29 protein-coding genes and 1 other RNA gene are annotated in these 25,043 nt (G+C 58.4%); 19 read left to right on the forward strand and 11 right to left on the reverse strand.

The window, feature by feature from the left end; translation table 11 throughout:
* Positions 1-9: 9 nt before the first annotated feature.
* From hisI to AAGD24_RS17335, 6 genes are all read left to right on the forward strand, one after another.
* A complete protein-coding gene (gene hisI / locus AAGD24_RS17310; protein WP_228210089.1) occupies positions 10-447 on the forward strand; it encodes a phosphoribosyl-AMP cyclohydrolase in 438 nt (145 codons plus the stop codon).
* Positions 440-769, forward strand: coding sequence for a phosphoribosyl-ATP diphosphatase (locus tag AAGD24_RS17315; protein WP_041332558.1), 330 nt, complete (start codon positions 440-442; stop codon positions 767-769). The genes hisI and AAGD24_RS17315 overlap by 8 nt, the downstream gene beginning before the upstream one ends.
* Positions 770-857: 88 nt before the next feature.
* A complete protein-coding gene (gene tatA, locus AAGD24_RS17320) occupies positions 858-1,094 on the forward strand; it encodes a twin-arginine translocase TatA/TatE family subunit (RefSeq protein WP_007153187.1) in 237 nt (78 codons plus the stop codon).
* 10 nt (positions 1,095-1,104) lie between these two features.
* Positions 1,105-1,608 (forward strand): Sec-independent protein translocase protein TatB, encoded by a 504-nt coding sequence (tatB, locus tag AAGD24_RS17325; RefSeq protein ID WP_041332557.1) that lies wholly within the window; start codon positions 1,105-1,107, stop codon positions 1,606-1,608.
* On the forward strand, positions 1,605-2,399 hold the full coding sequence (tatC, locus tag AAGD24_RS17330; RefSeq protein ID WP_036210493.1) for a twin-arginine translocase subunit TatC: 795 nt from the start codon (positions 1,605-1,607) through the stop codon (positions 2,397-2,399). The genes tatB and tatC overlap by 4 nt, the downstream gene beginning before the upstream one ends.
* On the forward strand, positions 2,396-3,115 hold the full coding sequence (locus AAGD24_RS17335; RefSeq protein ID WP_036210496.1) for a 16S rRNA (uracil(1498)-N(3))-methyltransferase: 720 nt from the start codon (positions 2,396-2,398) through the stop codon (positions 3,113-3,115). Before tatC ends, AAGD24_RS17335 begins: the two co-directional genes overlap by 4 nt.
* A gap of 1 nt (position 3,116) precedes the next feature.
* Here the strand turns inward: AAGD24_RS17335 and AAGD24_RS17340 are convergent, their stop codons facing one another.
* The 5 genes from AAGD24_RS17340 to AAGD24_RS17360 are packed head-to-tail and all read right to left on the reverse strand — an operon-like array spanning position 3,117 to position 8,529.
* Complete coding sequence (locus AAGD24_RS17340) at positions 3,117-4,031, reverse strand: DUF808 domain-containing protein (RefSeq protein ID WP_228210088.1); 915 nt, start codon at positions 4,029-4,031, stop codon at positions 3,117-3,119.
* Positions 4,032-4,083: 52 nt separating this feature from the next.
* On the reverse strand, positions 4,084-5,307 hold the full coding sequence (locus tag AAGD24_RS17345; protein ID WP_228210087.1) for a UbiH/UbiF/VisC/COQ6 family ubiquinone biosynthesis hydroxylase: 1,224 nt from the start codon (positions 5,305-5,307) through the stop codon (positions 4,084-4,086).
* Positions 5,300-6,580: a 2-octaprenyl-6-methoxyphenyl hydroxylase gene (gene ubiH / locus AAGD24_RS17350; protein WP_228210086.1), complete on the reverse strand. Its 1,281-nt coding sequence runs from the start codon at positions 6,578-6,580 to the stop codon at positions 5,300-5,302. The genes AAGD24_RS17345 and ubiH overlap by 8 nt, the downstream gene beginning before the upstream one ends.
* 2 nt (positions 6,581-6,582) lie before the next feature.
* Entirely contained in the window at positions 6,583-7,905 is a 1,323-nt protein-coding gene (gene pepP / locus AAGD24_RS17355; RefSeq protein ID WP_036210505.1) for a Xaa-Pro aminopeptidase, read from the reverse strand.
* Positions 7,906-7,932: 27 nt separating this feature from the next.
* On the reverse strand, positions 7,933-8,529 hold the full coding sequence (locus AAGD24_RS17360) for a UPF0149 family protein (RefSeq protein WP_036210508.1): 597 nt from the start codon (positions 8,527-8,529) through the stop codon (positions 7,933-7,935).
* 140 nt (positions 8,530-8,669) lie between these two features.
* Here AAGD24_RS17360 and AAGD24_RS17365 point away from each other — a divergent pair, with 140 nt between their 5' ends.
* Positions 8,670-9,308: a DUF2796 domain-containing protein gene (locus AAGD24_RS17365; RefSeq protein WP_226909977.1), complete on the forward strand. Its 639-nt coding sequence runs from the start codon at positions 8,670-8,672 to the stop codon at positions 9,306-9,308.
* Between the two features lie 23 nt (positions 9,309-9,331).
* Here AAGD24_RS17365 and AAGD24_RS17370 read toward each other — a convergent pair whose 3' ends face one another.
* On the reverse strand, positions 9,332-9,874 hold the full coding sequence (locus tag AAGD24_RS17370; RefSeq protein WP_126811468.1) for a DUF3299 domain-containing protein: 543 nt from the start codon (positions 9,872-9,874) through the stop codon (positions 9,332-9,334).
* Positions 9,875-9,923: 49 nt separating this feature from the next.
* Between AAGD24_RS17370 and AAGD24_RS17375 the strand changes: the two genes are divergently transcribed.
* The 5 genes from AAGD24_RS17375 to ssrS all read left to right on the forward strand — a co-directional run bounded on the left by AAGD24_RS17375 (position 9,924) and on the right by ssrS (position 12,784).
* Positions 9,924-10,664: an ABC transporter ATP-binding protein gene (locus tag AAGD24_RS17375; RefSeq protein WP_081899319.1), complete on the forward strand. Its 741-nt coding sequence runs from the start codon at positions 9,924-9,926 to the stop codon at positions 10,662-10,664.
* A complete protein-coding gene (locus AAGD24_RS17380) occupies positions 10,661-11,935 on the forward strand; it encodes an ABC transporter permease (RefSeq protein WP_228210084.1) in 1,275 nt (424 codons plus the stop codon). Before AAGD24_RS17375 ends, AAGD24_RS17380 begins: the two co-directional genes overlap by 4 nt.
* 102 nt (positions 11,936-12,037) lie before the next feature.
* Positions 12,038-12,244, forward strand: coding sequence for a TIGR02449 family protein (locus AAGD24_RS17385; RefSeq protein WP_007153200.1), 207 nt, complete (start codon positions 12,038-12,040; stop codon positions 12,242-12,244).
* The gene (locus tag AAGD24_RS17390; protein ID WP_007153201.1) at positions 12,244-12,540 is read left to right on the forward strand and encodes a cell division protein ZapA; all 297 of its coding nucleotides are present in this window, start codon (positions 12,244-12,246) and stop codon (positions 12,538-12,540) included. Before AAGD24_RS17385 ends, AAGD24_RS17390 begins: the two co-directional genes overlap by 1 nt.
* 64 nt (positions 12,541-12,604) lie before the next feature.
* Positions 12,605-12,784, forward strand: a non-coding RNA gene (ssrS, locus tag AAGD24_RS17395) — 6S RNA.
* Positions 12,785-12,802: 18 nt separating this feature from the next.
* Here the strand turns inward: ssrS and AAGD24_RS17400 are convergent.
* A complete protein-coding gene (locus AAGD24_RS17400; protein WP_085678887.1) occupies positions 12,803-13,186 on the reverse strand; it encodes a DUF2750 domain-containing protein in 384 nt (127 codons plus the stop codon).
* A 137-nt stretch (positions 13,187-13,323) separates the two neighbouring features.
* On the opposite strand from AAGD24_RS17400, the gene AAGD24_RS17405 reads away from it, so the two are divergent.
* Complete coding sequence (locus tag AAGD24_RS17405; RefSeq protein ID WP_085678884.1) at positions 13,324-13,974, forward strand: 5-formyltetrahydrofolate cyclo-ligase; 651 nt, start codon at positions 13,324-13,326, stop codon at positions 13,972-13,974.
* A gap of 3 nt (positions 13,975-13,977) precedes the next feature.
* Here the strand turns inward: AAGD24_RS17405 and AAGD24_RS17410 are convergent, their stop codons facing one another.
* Positions 13,978-14,127 carry a hypothetical protein gene (locus tag AAGD24_RS17410; RefSeq protein ID WP_164732102.1) on the reverse strand — a complete coding sequence of 50 codons (150 nt, stop codon included), beginning with the start codon at positions 14,125-14,127 and terminating at the stop codon, positions 13,978-13,980.
* A gap of 278 nt (positions 14,128-14,405) precedes the next feature.
* A complete protein-coding gene (gene ilvA / locus AAGD24_RS17415) occupies positions 14,406-15,941 on the reverse strand; it encodes a threonine ammonia-lyase, biosynthetic (protein WP_091642731.1) in 1,536 nt (511 codons plus the stop codon).
* 139 nt (positions 15,942-16,080) lie between these two features.
* On the opposite strand from ilvA, the gene rpiA reads away from it, so the two are divergent.
* The 3 genes from rpiA to ppa all read left to right on the forward strand — a co-directional run bounded on the left by rpiA (position 16,081) and on the right by ppa (position 18,748).
* The gene (rpiA, locus tag AAGD24_RS17420) at positions 16,081-16,761 is read left to right on the forward strand and encodes a ribose-5-phosphate isomerase RpiA (protein ID WP_075194261.1); all 681 of its coding nucleotides are present in this window, start codon (positions 16,081-16,083) and stop codon (positions 16,759-16,761) included.
* Between the two features lie 217 nt (positions 16,762-16,978).
* Complete coding sequence (locus tag AAGD24_RS17425) at positions 16,979-18,118, forward strand: acyl-CoA dehydrogenase family protein (protein WP_041332550.1); 1,140 nt, start codon at positions 16,979-16,981, stop codon at positions 18,116-18,118.
* Between the two features lie 102 nt (positions 18,119-18,220).
* The gene (gene ppa, locus AAGD24_RS17430; protein WP_036210530.1) at positions 18,221-18,748 is read left to right on the forward strand and encodes an inorganic diphosphatase; all 528 of its coding nucleotides are present in this window, start codon (positions 18,221-18,223) and stop codon (positions 18,746-18,748) included.
* A gap of 79 nt (positions 18,749-18,827) precedes the next feature.
* Here the strand turns inward: ppa and AAGD24_RS17435 are convergent, their stop codons facing one another.
* Both AAGD24_RS17435 and AAGD24_RS17440 read right to left on the reverse strand, forming a co-directional pair.
* On the reverse strand, positions 18,828-19,877 hold the full coding sequence (locus AAGD24_RS17435; RefSeq protein ID WP_036210533.1) for a DUF2333 family protein: 1,050 nt from the start codon (positions 19,875-19,877) through the stop codon (positions 18,828-18,830).
* A gap of 129 nt (positions 19,878-20,006) precedes the next feature.
* Positions 20,007-21,995 carry an EAL domain-containing protein gene (locus AAGD24_RS17440; RefSeq protein ID WP_379865771.1) on the reverse strand — a complete coding sequence of 663 codons (1,989 nt, stop codon included), beginning with the start codon at positions 21,993-21,995 and terminating at the stop codon, positions 20,007-20,009.
* 200 nt (positions 21,996-22,195) lie between these two features.
* Here AAGD24_RS17440 and AAGD24_RS17445 point away from each other — a divergent pair, with 200 nt between their 5' ends.
* The 3 genes from AAGD24_RS17445 to accB all read left to right on the forward strand — a co-directional run bounded on the left by AAGD24_RS17445 (position 22,196) and on the right by accB (position 25,032).
* A complete protein-coding gene (locus AAGD24_RS17445) occupies positions 22,196-23,809 on the forward strand; it encodes a diguanylate cyclase (protein ID WP_036210539.1) in 1,614 nt (537 codons plus the stop codon).
* A 295-nt stretch (positions 23,810-24,104) separates the two neighbouring features.
* Positions 24,105-24,545, forward strand: coding sequence for a type II 3-dehydroquinate dehydratase (aroQ, locus tag AAGD24_RS17450; protein ID WP_036210542.1), 441 nt, complete (start codon positions 24,105-24,107; stop codon positions 24,543-24,545).
* Positions 24,546-24,573: 28 nt separating this feature from the next.
* Positions 24,574-25,032, forward strand: coding sequence for an acetyl-CoA carboxylase biotin carboxyl carrier protein (gene accB / locus AAGD24_RS17455; protein ID WP_228210083.1), 459 nt, complete (start codon positions 24,574-24,576; stop codon positions 25,030-25,032).
* Positions 25,033-25,043: the final 11 nt, after the last annotated feature.

Raw genomic sequence — 25,043 nt, forward strand, 5'->3', positions numbered from 1 at the left:
GTCATCTAAATGCAAGATTCAAACGCTAGAGTCGGGACGCCTGACTGGTTAGAGGAAATCCGCTGGAATGCGGATGGGCTGGTACCTGCCATTGCCCAGGACGCCGCTACCGGCGACATCCTGATGATGGCCTGGATGAACGCAGAGTCGCTCCAGTTGACCGCTGAAGAAGGCCAGGCCGTATATTGGTCCCGTTCCCGCGGCAAATTGTGGCGCAAAGGGGAAACCTCCGGGCACCAACAGGTGATCTCGGAAATCCGGCTGGACTGCGATGAAGACGTGATTCTTCTGAAGGTTGAGCAGAAAGGCGGTATCGCCTGCCACACCGGGCGACGAAGCTGCTTCTATCGCAAATTTGAAGGCGGGCAATGGACGAGCGTGGATCCGGTTCTGCGGGATCCCGGCGCTATTTACGGTGACAAACAGGGAGGTAGCAACCATGAGTGACATTCTTGAGCAATTGGCCCAGGTGCTGGAAGCCCGCAAGGAGGCCGATCCGGAAACCTCCTATGTCGCCAGCCTGCACCAGAAGGGGCTCAACAAGATCCTGGAAAAGGTAGGGGAAGAGTGCACCGAGACGTTGTTGGCCGCCAAGGACGCGGAGCACTCCGGTGAAACCCGGGACGTGGTTTATGAAACCGCCGACCTCTGGTTTCACAGCATGGTGATGCTGTCCCGGCTTGGCCTTGGCCCCAAGGACGTCATCGACGAGCTCGCCAGCCGATTTGACCTGTCTGGCCTTGAAGAAAAAGCCTCCCGGGAACAGTGATCCGGGCAACCCTGAAGAGGGTTTCCGGAAGCCCCCCGAAGTGGCGTACAATCAACCGTAACAGAAACCTTAAGACGAGGGTCCCGGCATGGGCATCAGTATCTGGCAACTCCTAATCGTACTTGGCATTGTTATCCTGTTGTTCGGAACCAAAAAGCTCCGCAACATCGGCGGGGATCTCGGCGGTGCCATTCGTGGGTTCAAAAAATCCATGAACGAAGACGACAAGAAGGACGATGACCCGGACGCCATTGCAGACGATGCCGACGCGAAAGCTCATGAAGCCCGCGCCGAAGAAAAGCCACGGGACAAGTCCCACAGCTGAGACGGGCTGAATGTTTGATATCGGCTTTGTCGAGCTGCTGATCTGCGGCGTCATTGCATTACTGGTTCTCGGCCCCGAACGGCTGCCTACAGCGGCCCGGGCAGCCGGGCGCTGGATTGGTGGTGCCCGCCGCATGGTGAGCCAATTCTCCTCGGAACTCGACCGTCAGCTCAAGGCGGAAGAGCTTCGCGAAGAACTGCGCAAAGCCGGCGACGTCGGCCTGGAAGATGTCCAGAAGTCGGTGCGCGGCGCCCTGGACGAGGCCAAGAAATACGAACACATGGTTCTGTCCGACGACGATAAGCCCAAACACCGGCCCGCACCTGCGACCCGTCGGATTGCCGAACCCGAAGAGCCCGTAATGGACCCTGAGGAAGACCCTACCTCAGCCAACGGTTCCGGACATGCCTCTCTGGCCCCTGATGATCCGCCACGAGAGGATGACAGCACGCACGACCATTCGGCCGATGGCACCCCGAAACAACAGGAAAGCACGCCGGATAACCGTTCATGACCACCCAGCCCGACGGCAAAAACGCCCAACGTCCCGAAGATGCACAGCCGGAAATGCCACTGATCGAGCATTTGCTGGAGCTGCGCAACCGCCTGCTGAAAATGGTGTTGGCGGTGATCATCTGTTTTGCCGCCATCTACCCGTTTGCCAATGAACTCTACCTGCTGATATCGCAACCCTTGCGGGACCTGCTGCCAGTCGGCCAGACCATGATCGCAACGGACATCACCTCGCCGTTCTTCGCGCCATTGAAACTGGCCCTGGTGCTAGCCGTGTTCGTGGCCATTCCGGTGATCCTCTACCAGCTCTGGAGTTTTATTGCGCCGGGCCTGTATGCCCATGAGAAGAAACTGGCGTTCCCCTTACTGTTTACGTCGGTCGTCCTGTTTTATCTGGGGGCGGCCTTTGCCTATTACGTGGTGTTCCCGCTGGTGTTCGGATTCTTCACCGCCATCGGCCCGGAAGGCATTGTTGAGTTGCCGGATATCAGCAGCTACCTCAATTTCGTACTGAAGATGTTCTTCGCTTTCGGGGTTGCCTTCGAAATTCCCATCGCCACCATACTGCTGATTCTCACTGGCGCCACCACGCCCGAAGACCTCGCTGCGAAGCGCCCGTACATCGTGGTGGGCTGCTTCGTAATCGGCATGTTGCTGACCCCACCGGACATCATCTCCCAGACCCTGCTGGCGGTGCCCATGTGGCTGTTGTTTGAACTCGGCATTCTGTTTGGTCGGCTCGCCAGGCGCGAGGTGGAAGCCCCTGATGCAACGGACGCCTCCAACGAATGAACCTGGCGCTACTGTTTCAGGATGATTTCGTGGCAACGGACACAGCCGTGCTCACGGGCCGCCGGCTGGCACACCTGCATTCAGTGCTGAAGGTTGCGGAAGGCGACCTGGTACCTGTGGGCCTGGTGGACGGCGATATTGGCACGGGTCGCGTGGTCAGGCTTAACGATACCGAGGCCGTACTCCAGGTGGAATTAACCACACCACCGCCAGCCCCACTGCCCTTGACGCTGATCCTGGCCATGCCACGGCCAAAGATGTTCCGCCGTGTACTGCAGACTTGCGCAACCCTTGGCGTCAAGGATATCTGGCTGATCAATGCCTACAAGGTGGAGAAAAGCTTCTGGCAAACGCCGTGGCTGTCGGACGACAATCTGCGGGAAAACATGGTACTCGGCCTGGAGCAGGCGCGGGACACCCACCTGCCCCGGCTGCACGTCCGCAAGCTGTTCAAGCCGTTCGTGGAAGATGAATTGCCGGCCCTGCTGAGAAATACCCGTGCTCTGGTGGCCCACCCCGGCACCAGCACGCCCTGCCCGGCACACATCAACGAACCCGCCACCCTGTGCGTTGGCCCGGAAGGCGGGTTCATACCGTATGAAGTCGACAAGCTGACCGAGGCGGGCTGCGAAGCGGTACACCTTGGCAACCGTATCCTCCGGGTGGAGACCGCCGTACCTGTGCTGGTCAGCCGCCTGTTCGACGCCTGCGTTTAGCTCAGGCCGAACGCGCCTTCCAGAGTTTTGTCAGTGGTGTGATCACCGCTACCAGCAAAGCCCCCGCTACAACGCCGAAAAGGCCGTCCGCAAGCACCGGAATAACGGCCTGGGCGACACTACCAAAACCTTCGACAAAGTGATGAATGGCCTCATACACCGGTGGCAGTCCATGGGTGAGAATGCCGCCACCCACCAGGAACATGGCGATGGTGCCCAGCACTGACAAGGCTTTCATCATCCAGGGAGCAAACCAGAGGATGCCTTCCCCAACCCGCCTGGCGAATGGACTTTCTTTCTGGCTGAGGTACAGACCGCCATCGTCCAGTTTCACAATGCCGGCCACCAGGCCATAGACACCGATGGTGATCATTACGGCGACGACCGTCAGCACCATGAACTGCATTCCGATGCTCTGACTACTGACCGTTCCCAGGGTGATCGCTATGATTTCGGCCGACAGGATAAAGTCCGTGCGGATCGCCCCTTTGATCTTGTCTTGCTCAACCGCTTTCAGATCGACCTCGGGATTTTTGAGGGCGTTGCGAAGTTCTTCCTTGTGCTGTTCATCTTCCTGCCTGTGGAGGAACCGGTGAGCGATTTTTTCAAACCCCTCAAAGCAGAGAAAGGCGCCACCCAGCATCAGCAGGGGAATCACCAACCATGGCACGAAGAAGCTGATGGCGAGAGCGCCCGGAACCAGGATGGCCTTGTTGAGCATCGAGCCCTTCGCCACCGCCCAGACCACCGGCAGTTCCCGCGCAGGTTTCACTCCGGTCACCTGTTGGGCATTAAGCGCAAGGTCATCCCCCAGCACGCCGGCGGTTTTCTTGGTGGCCGCCTTGGTCATCAACGCCACATCGTCCAGAACCGTGGCGATGTCATCAATCAATACGAGGAGACTGCTGGCAGCCATAACGAATTCCTTTTGGTTCAACGATGTTTATAGTGCGCCCTGCAAACCATACTCAGGCATCCAGCCCCATGGCCTCGGCGGCAATACGATTCTTGATCGGCCCAAGCTGGTTCAGCCAGCGCATGCCGGTGTTGCGGAGCCAACGCAGGGTCAACTCATCGCGGCCAAACAGTTGCTTGAAACCTTCCATGGCCGCCATCATCGCGAGGTTCTCACCCTTGCGACGGCGCTGGTAGCGAGCCAGAACAAGCTCGTTGTCTGGATCAATGCCTTTGCTCCGGGCACTGGCAAGTTCATCCAGCAACGCACGAACATCCCCATAACCCAGATTCGCCCCCTGGCCGGCCAGGGGATGAATGGTATGGGCAGCATCTCCCACCAGCGCAAAGCCAGGGGCGATGTATTCCTTGGCATGGCGTTGACGCAAAGGAAACGCGTAGCGACGCGAGACCAGATCCACTGCGCCCAGTTCACGCTCTATCGCCCGTTCCAGTTCCGCTTTGAAGGCGTGGTCATCCAGCCCCATCAGACGCCGTGCCTCTTCAGTATCCTGTGACCATACAATAGAACAAAAATGCTCATCGCCGGACTCTGACAACAATGGCAGGAAAGCCAGAGGTCCTGTGGGCGAGAACCGTTGCCAGGCGGTATAGCGGTGGCTCTGGGCCGTTCGAACGGTGCATACGATGGCCTGCTGGCCGTAATCCCACTCACGGGTCGGTAGCCCCACCCATTGGCGCAACCGGGAGTGGGCACCGTCCGCCGCCACCACAAGCCTGGCGCCGAAGGTCTGGCCGTCTTCCAGGTGGATGCCTCGCGTATGCCCGTCCTGCCACCAGCCACTCACCCTGACCCCGTCAATCAGGGTCACAGCGCTGTCAGCCAGGGCATCAAACAGTGCACGCACAATTCGACGGTTCTCAATGATCGTACCCAGCGCCGGGGCGCGGAGTTCTGCCGCCTCGAACTGGATGCGGCCGGTGCCATCGCCGTCCCACACCGTCATTGTCTGGTAGGAACAGTGGCGACCAGCGGTTATGTCCGGCCATACCCCCAACTGTTCCAGCAGCCGCTGGCTTGCGACCGAAATGGCGCTCACGCGGGGGTCAAAATCTTCCACCGATAGCGCTTCTTCGGGGTCCTGCATCAAGGCCTTTCGGTCGGCACCTTCCACCAGCCCGACGTTCCAGCCCTGCCGAGACAAACCCAGCGCAAGGGCCGAGCCCACCATGCCGCCGCCAACCACCAGGATATCGAATTGCGGTTGCTCACTCATGGTCATTGCGTTCCGAGAAAACGTTGTCAGGAGTACGAAGCTCGGCCCGGCGCCCACCCAGGCCCATGGCCTGACGAGCAAACCAGCGTTTGGCGCCGGGTAGCAGGTCCAGCCCCATCAAACCGGCGTCGCGGGCGGTGGCCACCAGGGGTAGATGATTACCGAAAAGCTGGATCAGTGAGTCGGAAAACCGTACGGTTTGTTGCCAGTCCCGGCGATGACGAGCCTGATAAGCGTTAAGCACGCCCAGGCTGCCGAGGGGTTGCTGCTGCTCGACGGCCACACGGAACTGTTCCACCAGAGCCATCAGGCCTCTCAAGGCCAAGTTGAAGCCCTGACCGGCAACCGGATGAAGGGTGTGCGCCGCATTGCCTACCAACACCACACCAGGCCGAACCGCCTCATCCACGGTTTTCAGGGTCAGCGGGTAGTGGCTGCATTCCCCGATGCGGGTAAAACGCCCCAGGCGCCAGCCAAAACGATGCTGCAGTCGCTGGCACTTATCGTCATCGCCCAATGACAGCAGTTCATCAAGAGCCTTACTACTCAACGTCCATACCAGGGCGGCGTTTGTGCCGGCGCGCGCTGGCGAGCCGTGAGGCAACAACGCCATGGGGCCAGCATCGGTGAAACGTTCAAACGCGGTAAACTCATGACTATGGGAGGTGGAGACATTGGCGATCAGGGCATGCTGATCATACGCCTGTTCATTGACCCGGAAGCCCAGTGTTTCACGCAGGCCGGAACGGCCGCCGTCAGCCACCACCAGACACTGCGCGGTCAGTTCCCGATTTCCCGTGTCGGCGCCCAGGGTAACGCGAACACCCTCCGATAGCGGCTGCATGGCTGTCACTTCCGCCGGTGCTTCCCAGACCACATGGGTCTGCAGCAGTTCCCGCATCAGGCACAGCCCCATCCAGCGGTTGTCCGCGACATAGCCCAGAGCCTCCTGTTGGTGCTCGGCGGCGTTCAGGCGCGTGGCCCCGAAATGCCCACGATCCGATACATGAATATGGCGAATGGGCGTGGCATGCTCGGAAAGCCGTTGCCACAGGCCCAGTTCTTCAAAGATCAACCTTGAGCCCCAGGCCAGCGCTGTGGAGCGGGCATCGTAGCTGGGCTGGTAACTGTCAGGCAGGGCGTCCGGAGACAACGGAAACGCCTCTACCACGGTCACCCGCAATTGCGGCAAGGTTTTCGCCAGCGCCAATGCCAGGGTGGCTCCTGCCAGCCCACCACCGGCGATGATGATATCGGTATCGTGCTGGTTCACGGTCAGTCGGCCATCAGCGCTTCAATCTCGGGAATGGTCTTGGGGACCGCCTCGGTGAGTACCCGACAGCCCTCTTTCGTCACCACCACGTCATCCTCGATGCGAATGCCGATACCACGCCATTTCGCATCCACGCTGGTGTTGTCCGGCGCCACATATAGCCCGGGCTCCACGGTCAGTGCCATGCCCGGCTCCAGTTCGCGCCACGCATCGCCCACCTTGTAGTCCCCGACATCATGCACATCCAGGCCAAGCCAATGGCCGGTACGGTGCATGAAGAACGGCTTGAATGCCTGTTCCTCGATGGCCTGCTCTACCGTCGTATCCTTGAGCAGGCCAAGATCGATCAAGCCCTGGGTAAGTACTTTCAGTGCGGCCTGGTGGGGATGGTCCCAGTGATTCCCGGGACGAACTTCCTCAATGGCCGCGTACTGGGCCGCCAGCACCACTTCATACAGGGCCCGCTGCTCATCGCTGAACCTTCCGCTGACCGGGAAGGTACGGGTAATATCGGAGGCATAGCATTCCAGTTCACAGCCTGCATCGATAAGCACCAGGTCGCCATCGTTCAACGGGGCGCTGTTTTCAATGTAGTGGAGGATACAGGCGTTCTGGCCGCCCCCCACAATCGACGGATAGGCCGTGGAGCGGGCACCGTTTTCCATAAACGTGTGGATCAGTTCGGCTTCCAGGGCATATTCAAAGACCCCTTTGCCGGCCCTCTTCATCGCCCGCTTGTGGGCCTCACAACTGATCTCGCCGGCCCTTGCCATCACCTTGATTTCCGCCGCGCTCTTGTACAGACGCAGGTCGTGGAGCAAGTGTTCCAAGGCTACGAACTCGCCGGGCGGATGGGCCCCCGAACGCACCTTGCTGCGGATCAGTTTGACCCAGTCCATCACCTTGGCATCAAAATTATGATCTTTGCCCAGTGGGTAATACACCCGGCTGCGACCTTCGATCATGCCGGGCAGGATGTCGTCAATATCGGCAATGGGAAAGGCATCGTCCAGGCCGAAGGTCTCGATGGCACCCTCGGGGCCTGCCAGGAAGCCATCCCAAAGCTCCTTTTCCGGGTTTCGTTCCTTACAGAAAAGTACGGACTCTCCATGCTCCCGGCCGGGAATCAGAACCAGGACCGCTTCCGGCTCACCAAACCCCGTCAGGTAATGGAAGTCACTGTCCTGGCGAAACGGATGCAGGACATCCCGGTTGCGCACCCGTTCAGGGGCGGCTGGCAGTATGGCAATGCTATCCGGCGCCATTCTTTCCATCAGCCGGTGCCGGCGATCGTTGAATTCCTTGACGGGTATCAGTGAAGCCATGAAGTCTCCCACGGGTATCAGCGTTGTTCAGTGCAAAGTCGGGGTATTGGGTGACGGCTTTTCCGGCGGATTGAACTCAGTAAACACCGCTAGCGCCCCCAGCCGTACATATTCGACGATTTCCATCAATTGTTGTTCGCTTTCATCGTCCGGCTCGTCATCATCGGCCACCTGACTGATCGCCACCAGATCTTCAATGAGTTCGCGAATCTCATCCGGCGCCTCACCCAGTGCCTGACCAGCGGACAGCGCCATGCCCTCCAGGAAACCACGCACCCAGGAGGTGAGCGCTTCCAGTCGCTGTTCGATGGCGTAATCATCGTCCGGCAGCAAGGGCTGAAAACTCATATCGGTAGCCTTCAACAGCTCAAGCGTCTGGCTATAGGCCGAGGCCATAAATTCCCGCAGTTCGTCCGATTCGTCGGTCGCAGCCTGGGGCAGGCCCATGTGCTCACACACCATGGCCAGCCATTCTTCTTCATTGATACGAGCGCCGGCAGCGAGCCGGCCACAAAGCACGCCATGGAGCTCTGATGGATGACTGAAAGCCTTGTGAGCGGTGAACATATTCGCCCAGCGCTCAAAGGCGACGGCGCGGGCGTTGGAGGTGTCGGTTTCGGACATGAAACGGGACGGTCCTGTATGAATGAGTGAAGGCCCTATCCTAGCATTCAGGCGCATTTAAGACACTTGCCCTCTTGATTCCGGACCGGGAAAGAGTAAATTATGTTATAACATATCAATTTCAAGGAGAGCCGCCTGCCATGTCCGCTAAACGCTTACCCCCCAACCGTCCACGCTCGCTGCATACACTTGGATGTATGGTCGCCGCCTGCAGCCTGGCACCGATGGCGCTGGCCGCCGACAATCCCGGCGCCCACGAGCACGGCCATGCCCGATTGCAGATGGCGGTGGAAGAAAACCGTATTGACCTGATGCTCAATTCCCCGGCCTACAACCTCGCCGGGTTCGAGCATGGCGCCCGCACAGAGGCGGAAAAAAGCCGGTTGGCGGACATTACCCGCTGGCTGGAAACCACGCCGCTGGTCAACACCGCAGCGGCCGACTGCCGCGTGACGGCCGCAGCCGTGGAACTCGGCGGGGAAGACGAAAACCATGGTGGGGAGACTCATCACGGCCACGACGAGCACGATCATCACGAGGCCGAACATCACGACGAAGGACATCATGACGAAGAACATCATGGGGAAGCCACTCATCGGGAATACGACGTATCCCAGCAACTGGAATGCAACCGCATCGACGCCGATCAGGAATTTACATCGGCACTGATGGAGAGGTTCGAGGGCATGGAGGAGCTCACCGTCGAATGGGTCAGCCCCTCTGGCCAGGGTAGTGCCCGGCTGACACCCTCAAACCGGGCATTTACTGCCAACAACTGACCTATGAACGCCCTGCAGAGACATTACTCCTCGTAGGGTGAGACGTTCTCCGCCACGATGGAGTAGGAGGACGAAGCAATGTCGTTCTCGGTCTTCTCGATCTTCAGGGTGCCCTCAATCCACACCGGATCGTAGAGTGCTTCCAGCTTGAAGCCCTTCTTGTACTTCACATGGATGATCTGGTTTGGAGGAGGTGGCGGCACGTGTATGCAGGCGCCATAGTATGGCACCAGGAAAAACTCCAGAATGCGCATATCCTGTGTGGTTTTCAGCGGCACGACGAAACCCGGAATCCGGCCCGACCGGCCATCCATTTCAGGCACCACGCGGCCTGTCATGATCTCGTCCGGCAATGTGGCAGGGCCGTCACCCTCGTGGGAGACTTCTGGCATATTCTCGAGTAGGTTGAGATCCTCCTCTGGCATCAATTCCAGCCAGTCGATCTCTTGCGAGGCGTCTTTTGCGCTAACGGCGGTTGAAAGACTGAAGGCCGCGACCAGCGCCACCATACACAGGGTGGCGAACAGAGAGCGTTGCCGCGAGCGGGATTCCAGAGGTTCTGACATAAAACTGACGTCTCCTGTAACGATTCAGGGATCATACACCGGATGACCAATGCCTGACATGACCGGCAAGACAGACTTGCACAAAGATAGTTCCGTAACCTCAGAGAGTTCCGTAACCCCACGGCAAACCCTCCGCATCAGCGAACTCACTTTTCGCTGGGACCGGACCCAGCCGGGCATCCGCTATCCTGACGTAACACTGAACAGCGGTGAACACCTTTTCCTGCGAGGCCCCAGCGGTAGCGGTAAGAGCACACTCCTGAGCCTGATGGGAGGCCTGATCGTGCCGGACACCGGTCGCCTGGAATTACTGGGCACAGACCTGGCAGGCCTGACCAGCGGCCAACGCGACCGATTCAGGGCCGACCACATGGGCGTTATCTTCCAGCAGTTCAACCTGGTGCCCTACCTGAGCACGCTGGACAACGTCACACTGCCCTGCAAGCTTTCACGGAAACGCCGAGCGCGGGCCTTGTCTTCGCCGGAGGCAGAAGCGAAATCCCTGCTGACTGCCCTGGGCATCCCCCAGAGCCATTGGCACCGGCGTGTTACCACCCTCAGCGTCGGGCAACAACAGCGAGTAGCCGCCGCCCGGGCACTGACCGGCGCCCCGGAACTGATCCTCGCCGACGAGCCCACCTCGGCCCTGGACAGCGACAACCGGGACCGCTTTATCGAGTTGTTGCTGGGGCTGGCGGCGGAAAAACACTCATCCGTTGTCTTTGTCAGTCACGACAAGAGCCTGGCCCAACGCTTTAACCACCAACTGGCCCTGGAGGTGACCCCATGAACCTGCGGCTGGCACTGTCTCTGGCCATGGCAAGCCTCTGGTATCGGCGCAGGGTACTGGCGCTGGTAACCCTGACCCTGACGCTCAGCATCACCCTGCTTCTGGGCGTTCAGTACCTTCGCACCGAAGTGAAGCAGTCCTTTACCAGCACCATCTCCGGCACCGACCTGATCGTGGGCGCTCGCAGCGGTCAGCTGAACCTGCTGCTGTACACGGTCTTTCACATCGGTGACGCCACCAATAACATCCGCTGGAGTACCTACGAGAAACTGCAGGAGGATGAGCGCATCGGCTGGCTGGTGCCCATATCCCTGGGTGACAGTTATCGCGGGCACCGGGTTGTCGGCACCAGCGAGCAGTTCCCGGAACATTTCCGCTACGGTCGGGACCAGAAACCCGCATTGGCCGAGGGAGAATGGTTCGCCGATGTCTTCGACGTGGTGTTGGGGGCCGAAGTAGCCCGCAAGCACGCTCACCAGACTGGCGACAGGGTTGTCCTGTCCCATGGTGGCGGCAAGACCAGCTTCTCCAACCACAAGGACACTCCGTTTACGGTCACTGGCATCCTCGCTCCCACTGGCACACCGGTGGACCAGGCAGTTTACGTCAGCCTGGAGGGCCTCGAAGCCATCCATATTGGCTGGGAATCCGGTGTTGCCATCCCCGGGCGAACCGTCACGCCCGAACAGGCCAGGCAGAGGGACCTCACACCGGACGCGATTACCGCCGCATTCGTGGGCATCGACCGCAAGGTGCTGACTTTTCAGGTTCAGCGCCAGATCAACGAATCGCAGCTCGAACCGTTGTCGGCGATTCTCCCGGGGGTGGCGCTCAGCGAACTCTGGCGAATCATGGGTCAGTTCGAAAAAGCCTTGCTGGGCATCACCGGCTTTGTCGTGGTCACCAGCCTGGTCGGGCTCGTGGCCGTGTTGCTGACTCTGCAAGCGCAGCGGCGGCAGGAAGTGGCGATTCTCAGGGCTACCGGGGCTTCGCCGGTCCTCATCGCGGCATTGCACGTGATCGAATGCATTCTGCTGGCCATCGCGGCCTGCGGGCTCGCGATCCTGGCCGGAGCGGCCGGCATCGCGGCTCTTAGCCCCTGGCTACTGGATACATGGGGCGTTCAGGTAGGCTTGCGGCCGCTGAATGCAACGGAATGGTCGATCATCGCCAGCGTCCCTCTGGCCGCGTTGCTCGTGGGACTGATTCCAGCACTCCAGGCCTGGCGGGGCAGCCGAAAACAGGGGCTGGGACACGTGGCCCCAGAGTGACGGACATCACGCAACGCGGGCCATGACATCCCTGTAAATTGACCAGCTTGCAGTCCACACTTATAGTTAGTTCACTTCTTTGATACAGGCGTTGGACGACTCATGGAACAGTCCGAACTACAGGCATTGGCGGACAAACTCGACAGATTGATCGAACACTGTCGCAAACTGGAACGTGACAACGCGATGCTGCGCGAGCTGCAGGACGACTGGAACCGTGAGCGAGCGCAGCTCATGCACAAGAATGATCTTGCCAAAAACAAGATTGAAGCCATGATAGGCCGCCTCCGGGCCCTGGAGCACCACTGATGCCACAGCAGCCGACAACCGTCGAAGTCAAGATTCTCGACAAGGAATACCTGGTCGCCTGCCCCCAGGAAGAGCAGGAAGCCCTTCTCCGCTCCGCCAGGCACCTGGACACCAAAATGCGGGAAATACGTGCCAGCGGCAAGGTATTCGGTACCGAACGTATCGCCGTGATGGCGGCACTCAACATCACCAATGAGATGCTTGAGCGGGACACCATGTCGGACACCGCCAGTTCAATTCTCAACGCCATGGACGAAAAGCTCGATACCGCACTGGGTGAAGGCACCGGTAACTAGTCCTTACACAGGAATCCGATTCAGGTGTTGCAATCGGCCCCGGCAATGCCCGTATAATGAAATTAACTTCCTGGGCTGTTCGCTGGTCGGATTCGTCCTCGAGCCGATGCGCACTACCCAGGTGGCTACTTCAGGGCATTGTGAGCACGTCCCCATACGGGGAAAGCCTAATATGTCACAGCGGCCACCGACCTTGAACTTTGGGTTCAAGGGCCACATCCGATAACGGCAGCCCGGGAAGCTTTACTTTCAACCAAGATCCTCAGAAACTCGACAATTCATCCTGCAGGTCGCGTTTCAGCTCTTCCGGCTCGGTTATCCACAGGGTATCATCCAGGCCAGGCAGCACCCCGACGTCCAGACCGTCTTTCGTCAGACCCGGCACCCATTTCCTGAAAAAATCCGGCAACGGAATACGCTTAGGCGTGAGATCGTCGGAACCCTTACCATATTCCACCGCGAATGCCTCACTGGGCCATACCGGCAGGTACTCCACATCGCCATCTTCAGACACGATCTTGAGGAAGCGATTCTCCGCATTCACCAGAATCCAGATTTCACGCTCCTCCCCGACCTGGCTCAGGAAATAGTCGTATCGTTCTTCGCCGTCTGATTCGAGGACACTCGTTAATGCATCATGGTTCATGGGTTGACCTGCTGTTGAACGAAAAGTTTGAAGGGCCAATGATAGCCTATCGGCTCGCCACACCGACATAACCAGAGACCGGTGACAGGCGACATTTTTCTGTACAACAGGGGCAGCCCGATGGTAGAAAAAGCTCTATGTTGACCAACGTTGTCTCATCCCAGCCCTTTGAAGAGCACCCTGACTCGCAATCCCGAAGCAATCTTCGCAAGGCCCTTCGGAAGAAGCGCCGCTCGCTGTCTGCGGAAGAACAACAGATTGCCGCTGACCAGCTTGCGCTGAACCTGTTGAAACATCCTGACCTTTTCAGGGCCCGCCACGTTGCCGTATACCTGCCCAACGACGGTGAAATTGATCCCCAGGTGTACGTTCATGTTGCCCGCAGGCGAGGCATTCACTTCTATTTGCCGGTGCTGCATCCGGTGCACCGCGGCAGGCTGGTTTTCAGCCCTTTTACCGATGGCACCGAGCTAACGGCCAACCGCTTTGGCATTCCTGAACCACCCTTCCACAAGGGGCTGGAGCGGCCACCATGGGCGCTGGATGCAGTGCTGTTTCCGCTGGTGGGGTTTGATGGTTTCGGTGGCCGCCTGGGCATGGGTGGCGGCTTCTATGATCGCACCTTTGCGTTCACGCGAATCCGGCCACGACTGGCCCCCAAGCTGATCGGGCTGGCCCATGACTGTCAAAAAGTATCGGAGTTACCGCTGGAACCCTGGGATATCCCTCTGCACAGTGTGGTGACTGACAGAGAGCGTTACCGAATGAGATCGAAGAGCTTTCGGTAAGGTTTAGTCTCGAACGGCGGACACTGTAAAGGCTTCGCTATCGGAGGCCGTAGGCTCATCGTCAGAGGCCTGAAGTGATGTGAAGCCAGTAATAACAAGGCCAACGGCGAAAATCAGCACGACCGTCCGGATAATGTCAGGCTTGCGGCCCATGAGGGGATTCTCCGGTATTTTAAGTAGTAAAATCGATCTAAATCAGTTGACTATTCTTGTTTTCAAGAATTAGACGAAAGACTAACACCTATCCTGCGTTTTACAATTTTTCACAGATTAAAGTTTTGTAAGACTTTCTAGAGCAGGAGTTCACCGTCCGGATTGGGTACGGCTGGCCTTCCAAAACACGCTCAAGCACATCCATGTGGCGCTTGAGCTCCGCCATCCATGGCTCCGCACAGTTTTGGAAGGCCAGCCGTACCCAATCCTAATCCGCGTTACCCAGACTTATTGTTCCCGGCTCCCAAAAACAGCTGATAAGCCTCATTGTCAGTCATGTTTTCGTAGCGGAAGCCAACCTTGTCGAGCATCTTCTCGAAGTCTTTCACTTCGTCGTCTTCCACCTGGGCGCCCAGCAGAACACGGCTGTAGGCCGCACCGTGGTTGCGGTAATGGAACATGGAGATGTTCCAGCGCGTGCCCAAGGACATCAGGAACTTCAGCAAGGCGCCCGGGCGCTCCGGGAACTCGAACTGGAAAACCTTCTCGTTGGTGATGGTTGGCGCATGACCACCCACCATATGGCGAATGTGCTGCTTCGCCAGATCGCTCTCGGTCAGGTCAATCACTGAGTACCCGGTTTCCCGCAGGTCCTGGATAAGATCTTCACGGCCATGGCCGCCCGCCGCAATCTGGATGCCCACGAAGATGGTCGCATTGGTGGCATCGGCGTAGCGGTAATTGAACTCGGTGATGCTACGCTTGTGCAGGGCGTTGATGAACGTCTTGAAGGCCCCTGGTTTTTCCGGGATGGTCACCGCCAGGATGGCCTCGCGCTTTTCACCGATTTCCGTGCGCTCCGAGATATAGCGCAAACGATCGAAGTTCATGTTGGCCCCACTGAGGGTGGCCACCAGGTTTTCATTCTCGATCTGTTCGCGCTCGATGTACTTCTTGATACCAGCCACGCCGAGCGCACCAGCCGGTTCGGCGATGGAGCGGGTGTCTTCGAAGACATCCTTGATGGCGGCGCAGATTTCGTCGGTGGAGACGGTGATCACCTCGTCTACGTGATCCTTGCAGATCTCCCAGGGGTATTTGCCGATCTGCTTGACGGCCACGCCATCCGCGAAGATGCCCACTTCGTCCAGTACCACCCGCTTGCCAGCCTTCATGGCCGCCTGCAGGCAGTTGGAGTCCTCGGGTTCAACGCCGATCACCTTGATTTCCGGGCGCAGGTATTTGATGTAGGCCGCCATGCCAGCAATCAGTCCGCCGCCGCCAACACAGATAAAGATGGCATGAATGGGTTTGCTGAACTGCCACATGATTTCCATGGCCACAGTGCCCTGCCCGGCGATGACGTCCGGGTCGTCATAGGGCGGGATGTAGGTGTAGCCGTGCTTCGCGATCAGCTCCTGAGCATGAGCTGCGGCCTCGTCAAAAGCGTCGCCCTTGAGAACCACTTTGGCGCCGTGATCACGCACAGATCGCACTTTGATCTCTGGCGTGGTCTGAGGCATGACGATGACCGCCTTGATACCCAGGTTCTTGGAAGCCAGGGCCACGCCCTGGGCATGGTTGCCAGCAGAGGCACAAATCACGCCCTTGGCTTTTTGCTCTTCAGAGAGCTGCGCAATCCGGTTGTAGGCGCCACGAATCTTGAAAGAAAACACCGGCTGAAGGTCTTCGCGCTTGAGCAGAATGTTGTTGCCAAAGCGCTTTGAGAGGCTACGGGCCTCGGTCAGCGGAGTCTCGATGGCCACGTCGTAAACACGAGCATCGAGGATTTTCTTTATGTAGCGTTGCGGCATGGGTCCGTCCGGAGTTGGATTGTCGTTGGGAAAACGGACAGTGTAGAAACTTTGCCGGGGTTCCGTCTATAAGCTCGCCCCACAGAAGAGCTATAATGGCGGCTTTAACCACACTTTCCTGCAAAACCGGAGTCGATCGATGAATCAGGACGAACTGAAGAAAGCCGTCGCCAAGGCCGCACTGGACCATATCAGGCCGCACCTGGATCAGGAGAGCGTTATCGGCGTGGGTACCGGCAGTACGGCCAACTGTTTCATCGATCTGCTGGCGGATATCCGCACCGATTTCGATGGCGCCGTCGCCAGTTCCGACGCCACGGCTGAGCGCCTGAAGAGCCATGGTATTCCGGTTTACGACCTCAACAGTGCCGGCCCCCTGGAGTTCTATATCGATGGTGCCGATGAGACCAATGAACGCCTGGAGTTGATCAAGGGGGGCGGCGGCGCCCTGACCCGAGAGAAGATCGTAGCGGCGGTGGCCAAGACGTTTATCTGCATTGCCGATGGGTCCAAGAAGGTGGATATTCTGGGCGCGTTTCCGCTTCCGGTGGAAGTGGTACCCATGGCTCGCAGCCACGTTGGCCGCGAAATCGTCAAGCTCGGCGGCGACCCGGTTTATCGCGAGGGTTTCACCACCGACAACGGCAATATCATCCTGGACATCCACAATCTGGATATTTCCCGCCCGCTTCAGGTGGAAGAGCAGTTGAACAACATTGTGGGCATTGTGACCAATGGCCTGTTTGCTCGGCGTCCTGCGGACTTGTTGTTGCTGGGTACCGAAGACGGGGTAAAGAGTTTCTCTCGACAGGACGACTGACTACGGAGGAGACCGTGAAGAGACAGGGACATCAGGGGCACGCTGTTAATACGTCCGTGTACGCTCGACAAAAACATCCTTGTTTTTGACGTCCCCTGATGTCCCTGCCTCTCCACGGCCTGGACTCTTTTCGGGCCTTCTGAAAACCAAGCGCTTGCTTGGTTTCTGAAATTGAGTGAGACTGCTTCCATGATTTTTGATCACAGGGAGGCTTTCCGTGTCTGATTATTTCAACGATACCCATGAACAGGTTCGCCAGAGTGCCCGCAAGTTCGTTGCCACTCATGTATTGCCCTATATAGACGACTGGGAGGAAGCTGGCGAGTTCCCCAGGGAGCTCTATAAGACCGCTGGGGAGGCCGGGCTGCTTGGGGTCGGTTTTCCGGAAAGTCTTGGCGGCATTGGTGAAGGCGATATTTTCATGAAAGTCGCCGTCTCCGAAGAGCTGATGCGATCCACCTCCGGCGGCCTGGTGGCTGGGCTGGGGTCGCTGGATATCGGCCTGCCTCCGGTGGCGAAGTGGGCGCAGCAGGACGTAAAAGCAGCGATTGTGCCCCCGGTGCTGCGAGGCGAGAAGATTGCCGCGCTGGCAGTTACCGAGCCCGGCGGCGGGTCCGACGTTGCCAATATCAAAACCCGGGCCGTCAGGGACGGCGATGACTACATCGTCAACGGCAGCAAAACCTTTATCACCAGCGGCATGCGTGCCGATCATTACACCGTTGCGGTACGCACCGGTGGCGAGGGCCATGGTGGCATCAGTCTGTTGTTGATTGACCGCGATATGCCCGGCTTTTCCACCGGCAAGAAGCTCAAGAAAATGGGCTGGTGGGCCAGCGATACGGCGGAGCTGTTTTTCGAGGACTGCCGGGTGCCTGCCAACCGCCTGATCGGTGCCGAGAATGCGGGCTTTATCGCGATCATGAGCAATTTTCTGTTTGAACGCCTCAGCTTATCCATCATGGCCTACATGACAGCCGAAATCGCCCTTGAAGCCTCGATAGCCTGGGCCGGCCAACGGGAGGCTTTTGGCCGGCCGGTGAACAAATTCCAGGTCACCCGTCACAAGCTGGTCGACATGGCCACCCAAGTGGACGTGGCGCGGGAGTATACCTATCGCTGTGCCGCGCTGATGCAGGCGGGCAAGAACCCGATTAAGCAGGTTGCCATGGCGAAGAACTTTGCGGTGGAGGTGTGCGAGAAAGTCACCCGCGAGGCCGTTCAGATTCACGGCGGCATGGGGTACATGCGTGAATCCGTCGTAGAGCGGCTTTACCGGGATGGCAAGATCCTGTCGATTGGCGGCGGTACCGATGAGATCATGAAGGAACTGATCGCCAAGCAGATGCGGTTGTAGCGGTAAGGCGATACCAACGTTTAGTTTCGATCCACACCATTGTCCCGTATAATTGCGCCCACTTTTTAAACGCAGTTAAACGCACTTCAGAAAGGATCGACCATGAACTTCGACCATATCCCTGCTGGCAAGAACCCGCCGGAAGACATCTACGTGGCCATCGAAATCCCGTCCAACAGCTCCCCGGTGAAGTATGAGCTGGATAAGGACATGGGCGCCCTGCTGGTAGACCGCTTCATGGCTACGCCAATGTTCTACCCGGCCAACTACGGCTTCATTCCCCACACCCTGGCTGACGACGGTGACCCGATTGACGTGCTGGTGGTGACCCCGTATCCGGTTCAGGCCGGTTCCGTGATTCGCTGCCGCCCGGTTGGCGTGCTGAACATGGAAGACGAAGCCGGTGGCGACGCCAAACTGGTTGCCGTACCCCACGACAAGCTCACCAAGAGCTACACCGACGTGAAAGATGTGGAAGATCTTCCGCAACTGCTCCGCGACCAGATCCAGCACTTCTTCGAGAACTACAAGACGCTGGAGCCGGGCAAGTGGGTTAAGGTTCAGGGCTGGGCCAACGCCGCCGAAGCCAAGAAGGCCATCGAAGCGTCCGTGAAGGCCTACAAAGGCTGATCGGCGACGCTTTCAGTCGATGACAAAAAAACCGGGCTGCGTGGCCCGGTTTTTTTTATGCGGCGATGCTGTACCGGCATCAGCCTCGGGTCAGCAGGTCACGCATGTCACTGATCGCAGCGCTGGCGCGGGACAGGTACGCCGCCATGGTCAATGAGTGATTGGCCAGCACACCGAAGCCGCTGCCGTTCAGAATCACGGGGCTCCACATTTCACCCTGCGCACCTTCCAGTTCGATAATGATCTGTTTGGCGCTGGCCAGGGCGTTCTTGTCGTTAAGCACCTTGCGGAAGTCCACTTCAATGGCGCGGAAGATATGCAACAGAGCCCAGGCACTGCCGCGCGCCTCATAGAACACGTCGTCTATCTTCGTCCAGGAGGTCTTGACCTCCTCGCCCATGACATCTTCCGACAGCGGGTCGCCGGGATTGACGTTGGACACGGCGTCGGACACCGACGCTTTGCCAACACTCTCACCAAGCGTTCGGGATAGACTGCCCAGGCGGGTTTCCAGGTCCGCCAGCCAGTTGGCCAGGTTGTCAGCCCTGGCGAAAAACTGGGCGTTGGGTTGATCGGGGCGTGATAAGCGGTCCAGGTAGCTATACAGGGCCTGGATGCCACGACGATACTCCGCCTCGGTGGAGGGAATGGCCCAGCTACCGCTGTCGAAGTGGAACTGAGGCTCAGCAATTGTCAGGTCAGGGTCCTCAGCGGACTGACTCTGGGAACGACTGATGTCCTTGCGCATGGCACGGGACAGGTCGCGAAGCTGAACGAGCACCCCGTATTCCCAGTTAGGCATGTTGTCGAGCCAAAGCCCCGGGGGGAATATGTCGTTCGAAACGTAACCGCCAGGCTTATCGAGAAGAGTCTCCGCCACCCGGATCATGGTTGCCGTTGTTGCGAAACCGGCCACCGGTTCACGCTGCATCTCATTGGCCACGGCGCGTGTGTGTTCGCGTACCGAGAAAACGTCTGGCTCGCTGCTCCAGATCATGCCTAGCACCAGGGCAACAAGCAGGTACACAACCACAACGGCCAGTATAAATTTGCCGACAACCCCTCCGCCGGTGTAGTCCTGAACGTCGTCTTTGCGATCACTGAAATACTGTCTGATTTTTCCTGGCATCGGTTTTCAGTTCCCCTGTTTGTCGTTTTATCCCGGACGCTATCCGTTCGCGCACTGCGAATACCATGAAGCAACGGCAACGTTTATGCAATTTGCGGCGTTTTTCGGCACTGTAACCGCGATCACACACTAATGTCCCACCTCAAATGGCCGGCCCAAATGGTACCCCATTGCGCCATCGATACCGACACCCTGCAGTGCCGCATATTCACCGGCTGTTTCAACACCTGTGACGTAGACCCGCACGCCGCGGCTGTGGGCGATGGTCGTCACGGATTCGAGGTAGAAGCGGTTGTCGTCGTGGCTGTCGATATCATGAACGAAGCTGTTATCAATACGCAGTGCCTGGAACCTCAGATTCCTCAGGTAGCTGAAGGGCACCCCGCCTACACCGAAGCGGTCGACAATCACCGGCACCTTGAGCCGGTTCAGCCCACGCACCAGGAGTCCTACCGCCGTCCGGTGGTGGTGAACAGCCTGCTCGGAAATACCAATCTGCAATCGCCAGCGCTCCTTGCCGGCAGCGGACAGCTGCTCCAGAAGTTCTTTGCGGAATGCCTCACTGGCCACCGAAACCATGCCCACGCTTAACGCCAGGCGAGTGTCTGGTTCCGTATGCAGAAGCGCCAGGGAACGCTCAAGGACCCAGCGATCAATGTCGGGGATCATGCCAAAGCGTTCCGCCATGGGCACGAAAATACCAGCCTTGATCCAGCCTTCCTCCGTTCTCATCCGGGAAAAGACCTGATGGAACAGCACCCCGTTATCGCCATTGCTGATCATGGGCTGCATCCACAGCGACATCTGTCCCTGGGTGATCGCTTCGCCAATCATGATCCGCCACTTTTCACTGTCATGGTGCTCAGGCCGGTCGCGATCAGCGGCATGACAGGCAGATCCCTCCTCCATCTGTGCCTGCCGAAGCGCTTCGTCGGCCGCTGACATAAGCTCGCCCGCTTTGCGGGTTTCAGCAGCCTGGGCAATGCCTGCATGAACAGACACATCCATGGGAGCGGAGAGGTCGGAATAGATGCCATCCAGCTCTTCGACCAGTTGGCGACACCAGATCACCCCATCGGCACGTGAAACACCAGGCAGGAAGACAGCAAACCCGGCACCCGTCATGCGGCCGGCGAACGAATCGCTGTGCGCATGGACAAACGTATTCAGCGCCCCCGCAATGCGAACCAGCAAGCGGTCGGCCTCGTCGCGGCCATAACTCTGGTTATACTGGGCGAACTCTTCCAACTGGATCAGGAACAGCACCCCGGGGGCGGACCGCTCTTCCGATTCCACTTCAACCTTCAAGCGTTGCTCGAACGCCTGCCGGCTCGCAAGCCCGGTCAGGCTGTCTTCGTTGTTCACCTTGCGCAGGTGCTGGATCAGTTTGGCCTGCCCTTCAAAAAGTCGCCCGAGGTCATCCGCCATCTGGTTCATCGCGTGGGTGACCTGGTTCAATTCCCGCGTGGAGGTAATGTCGACCCGACGCCTGAAGTCCCGTTTACCCAAGGCCCTGGCCTGTTTCTCAACAGCCCTGAGCGGACGCATCAGGCGTGTCATCATCCAAAACAGGCCGATCAACCCAAGGCCACCAATCAGGGCAGAGCCGGCCACGATTCTAACCGTCACCACCCACAGGTCTTCGTAGGCCCGGCCAGGGTGGCTTACGACCCGCACCTTACCCAGTCGACTCCAGCCGCGCACCACTTCCGCTTCACCCACCGGCAGTGGCAGATCCGCCAGCGCCACAAACCAGCCCGGCACATCCACCTCACGCAGGGAGGTTTCCCGCCCGGCCACCTCCTCACCCTGATTATTGACGTAGACCACCGAGAGATAACGACCACTGTCGAAAACGGCATCGATCAATGAAGACGAGGCCACTGGATCGCGACCGTCAATGGCATTGGACAGGGACAGGCCAATGGCCGTGGCACCATCCCGGGCATGGCCCTGGAGCTGACCCGACATGTAGTCCCGGAACCGGTCAAAACTGACGCTGGCCGCCGCCACCAGCACAAGCAGCAACATGCCACCGGTAAACAGCAACAGCAGACTGCGCAAGGTAATAACACCTTGCTGGCGAGAGATCTGTCGGTCGTTTTGCGTCCGTGCCATCACTGGCAGCCCCTAGTCTGAAACAACGATTGTCGGCTATCTGGTGTGACCTGCCCCGCAGAGTTGACAAACATTTACACAGCGTCACCTACGCCGACAACATTAAACACTATAGACTCTGCAAAAAGACTAATGTTGAAAATATCCGCTTGTACCGGAAACGGGCGGCTCAGAACGAGAAAAACACAGGCCGGAGCACAATGAACGACGATAGCCAGAAAGACAAACTCAGGCAGCACTTCGCTCGCCGTGTCACCACCCAGGCGCGCGTCGTCCTGGATACATGGCAAAAGATCCACGAAGACACCGGCCAGTCTGCCGCCTTCAGGGGCGATTTTGCCAGGGCAGCCGACAAGCTGGTTCGCTACGCAAAGCGCTTCGACATGGAAAGCCATGCCGATTCCGGGCGCCAGGTTTTTGACCTGATCGGCGAGTGGCCGGAAGGCACCGCGCTTCCCGAAAGCCTGGATCGCAAGCTCCAGGACGCCATAGAGCAGCTGTCCCAATGCACGTTGAGACGGACCGACCAGGAAGCCAGCGAGGCTCCCCAACAGTATCGACGCACGCCCGTCTATATTGCTCTGGCCAGTGAAGAGATGGCCAGCCGCCTGATCCGCCAGCTTGAGTTCTTCGGCTTCCGTGCGTCAGCGTTCAACACCGCCGACAAGCTGATCGAAGCCTGCGCACTTCACAAACCCGAAACCATCCTGATGGACGTTAACTACGGCGGCGAGCCGCTGAGCGGAATTGCCACCATCGAGCGGCTTCAGGAGCGACACGACACACCCATCCCCATCATCTTCATGAGCGACGAAGATGGCACCATCCAAACCCGCCTGCGGGCGTCCCGCTGCGGTGGCGAGGAATTCTTCTACCCGGCGGTTGATCCCGGCCAGCTGATCGAGAAGATCGAGACCTACACCCACGGCAATACCGTTGAGCCCTACAAAGTGCTGGTGCTGGATGACTCCCGCGCTCAGGCCAAGTTCATGGAAACGGTTCTGAAAAAAGCGGGCATGAATGCCCACATCATCACCGATCCGATGGAAATCATTCATGCGCTGGAGTCGTTCTCGCCGGAGATCATCATTCTGGACATGTACATGCCTGGCTGCACCGGCATGGAAATCGCGCGAGTAATCCGCCAGCAGGACCGTTTTCATAGCGTGCCTATCATCTACCTATCCGCCGAAGAAGACGTTTCCAAACAGCTGCATGCCATGAGCCTGGGGGGCGATGACTTCCTGACCAAGCCGATTGACCCGAAACACCTGATCTCCACCATACACAATCGGGGCCGCCGCGCCCGGTCACTGCTGGCGCTGATGATCCGCGACAGCCTCACCGGCCTATTCAATCACACTCATACCCTGCACCTGCTCGATCAGGAGATCGTGCGGGCGCGGCAGAAAGACCAGCAACTGTGCTTTGCAATGATCGACATCGACTACTTCAAGAAGGTGAATGACACGTTTGGCCATCCCATTGGCGACCGCGTGCTGCGAAGTTTGTCCATGTTCCTGAAACAGCGCTTGCGCAAGACCGACCACATTGGCCGATACGGTGGCGAGGAATTTGCCATTATTCTGCCGGACACCCGCGAGAGCGATGCCCGCAATGTGCTGAACGAAATCCGCGAGCGTTTCTCGGAGCTGCTGCAACCGGCTGGCGACCGGGAGTTTAATGTCACCTTCAGTTGCGGCGTTGCCGCCTGGAAGGGTGATACCTCCCAGGCTCTCTGCGAACGGGCGGACAAGGCTCTTTACCGGTCCAAGGCCCAGGGCCGCAACTGCGTGACCGCCGCCGGCGACTGAGCCCAAACGCCACTGGCGGGCTCTCCCCAGCAACGGCCCCGCCCCGCTCTCGGGGCCGTTCTATGAAACCAACGTCTTATAGAACTCCTGATCCCCCTTCACGACAATGACCGTGCAAACGACAAAGATTGCTTGTGCGTGGGTAAGATTCTTTTCGACACAGAGATAAGATACTTTTCGACACACACCCGATTGTCAAAAAGTGTTGATCTGAAGACTTCAAGAACGCACCATTGTGGGAAAATGTCGCTAAATTCGGCGATCCTGTAAAAAAGTCAGCAAGGCAGACGAAATCATGTCGACCATACTCGTACTTCATGGCCCCAACCTGAACATGCTGGGAACCCGCGAGCCGGAGGTGTATGGCCACGAGTCGTTGGCGGACATTGACGACCGTTTGCACCGGAAAGCCGCCGAAGATGGCCATCACCTGCTACATTTACAGTCAAACGCGGAATATGAACTGATTGAGCGGATACATGAAGCCAGATCAGAAGGGGTTGATTTCATCATCTTCAACCCGGCGGCGTTCACCCACACCAGTGTTGCACTGCGGGACGCCATGTTGGCCTCGGGCATACCGTTTATTGAGGTCCATCTTTCCAACGTGCATGCGCGGGAAGCATTCCGTCATCACTCATACTTTTCTGATATCGCCGATGGCGTTATCTGCGGGCTGGGCAGCCTGGGGTACGACCTTGCACTCGAAGCCGCCCTGCAACGAATTCATCGATAGAACTGATTAAAACGGGATCGGACTGACTATGGACATTCGCAAGATCAAGAAACTTATCGAACTGCTGGAGGAATCCGACGTCGAGGAGCTGGAGATTCACGAGGGTGATGATTCTGTTCGCATCTCCCGGCGTCGTGAACAACTGGCTGCGCCACAGTATATGGCACACTATCCGTCACCAGCACCCCAGCCCGCCTCACCGCAGCCGTCCGCGCCAGCCGCCGACGAGCCCGCAAAGCCGGCAGAGCCTTCCGGCCATGCGGTGAAGTCGCCAATGGTCGGCACCTTCTACCGCTCGCCCTCACCCACCGCGAAAGCGTTTGTGGAAGTCGGGCAATCAGTGAAAGCCGGCGACGTGGTGTGCATCGTCGAAGCCATGAAGATGATGAACCAGATCGAGGCAGACAAGAGCGGCACCATCGCCGAGATCCTGGTGGAGAACGGTCAGCCGGTCGAGTTCGACCAGCCGATGATCATCATTTCCTGAACCCGGTGATA

Origin of the sequence: Marinobacter sp. M5B, assembly GCF_042604615.1 — a bacterium.
Taxonomy (GTDB): Bacteria; Pseudomonadota; Gammaproteobacteria; order Pseudomonadales; family Oleiphilaceae; genus Marinobacter; species Marinobacter salarius.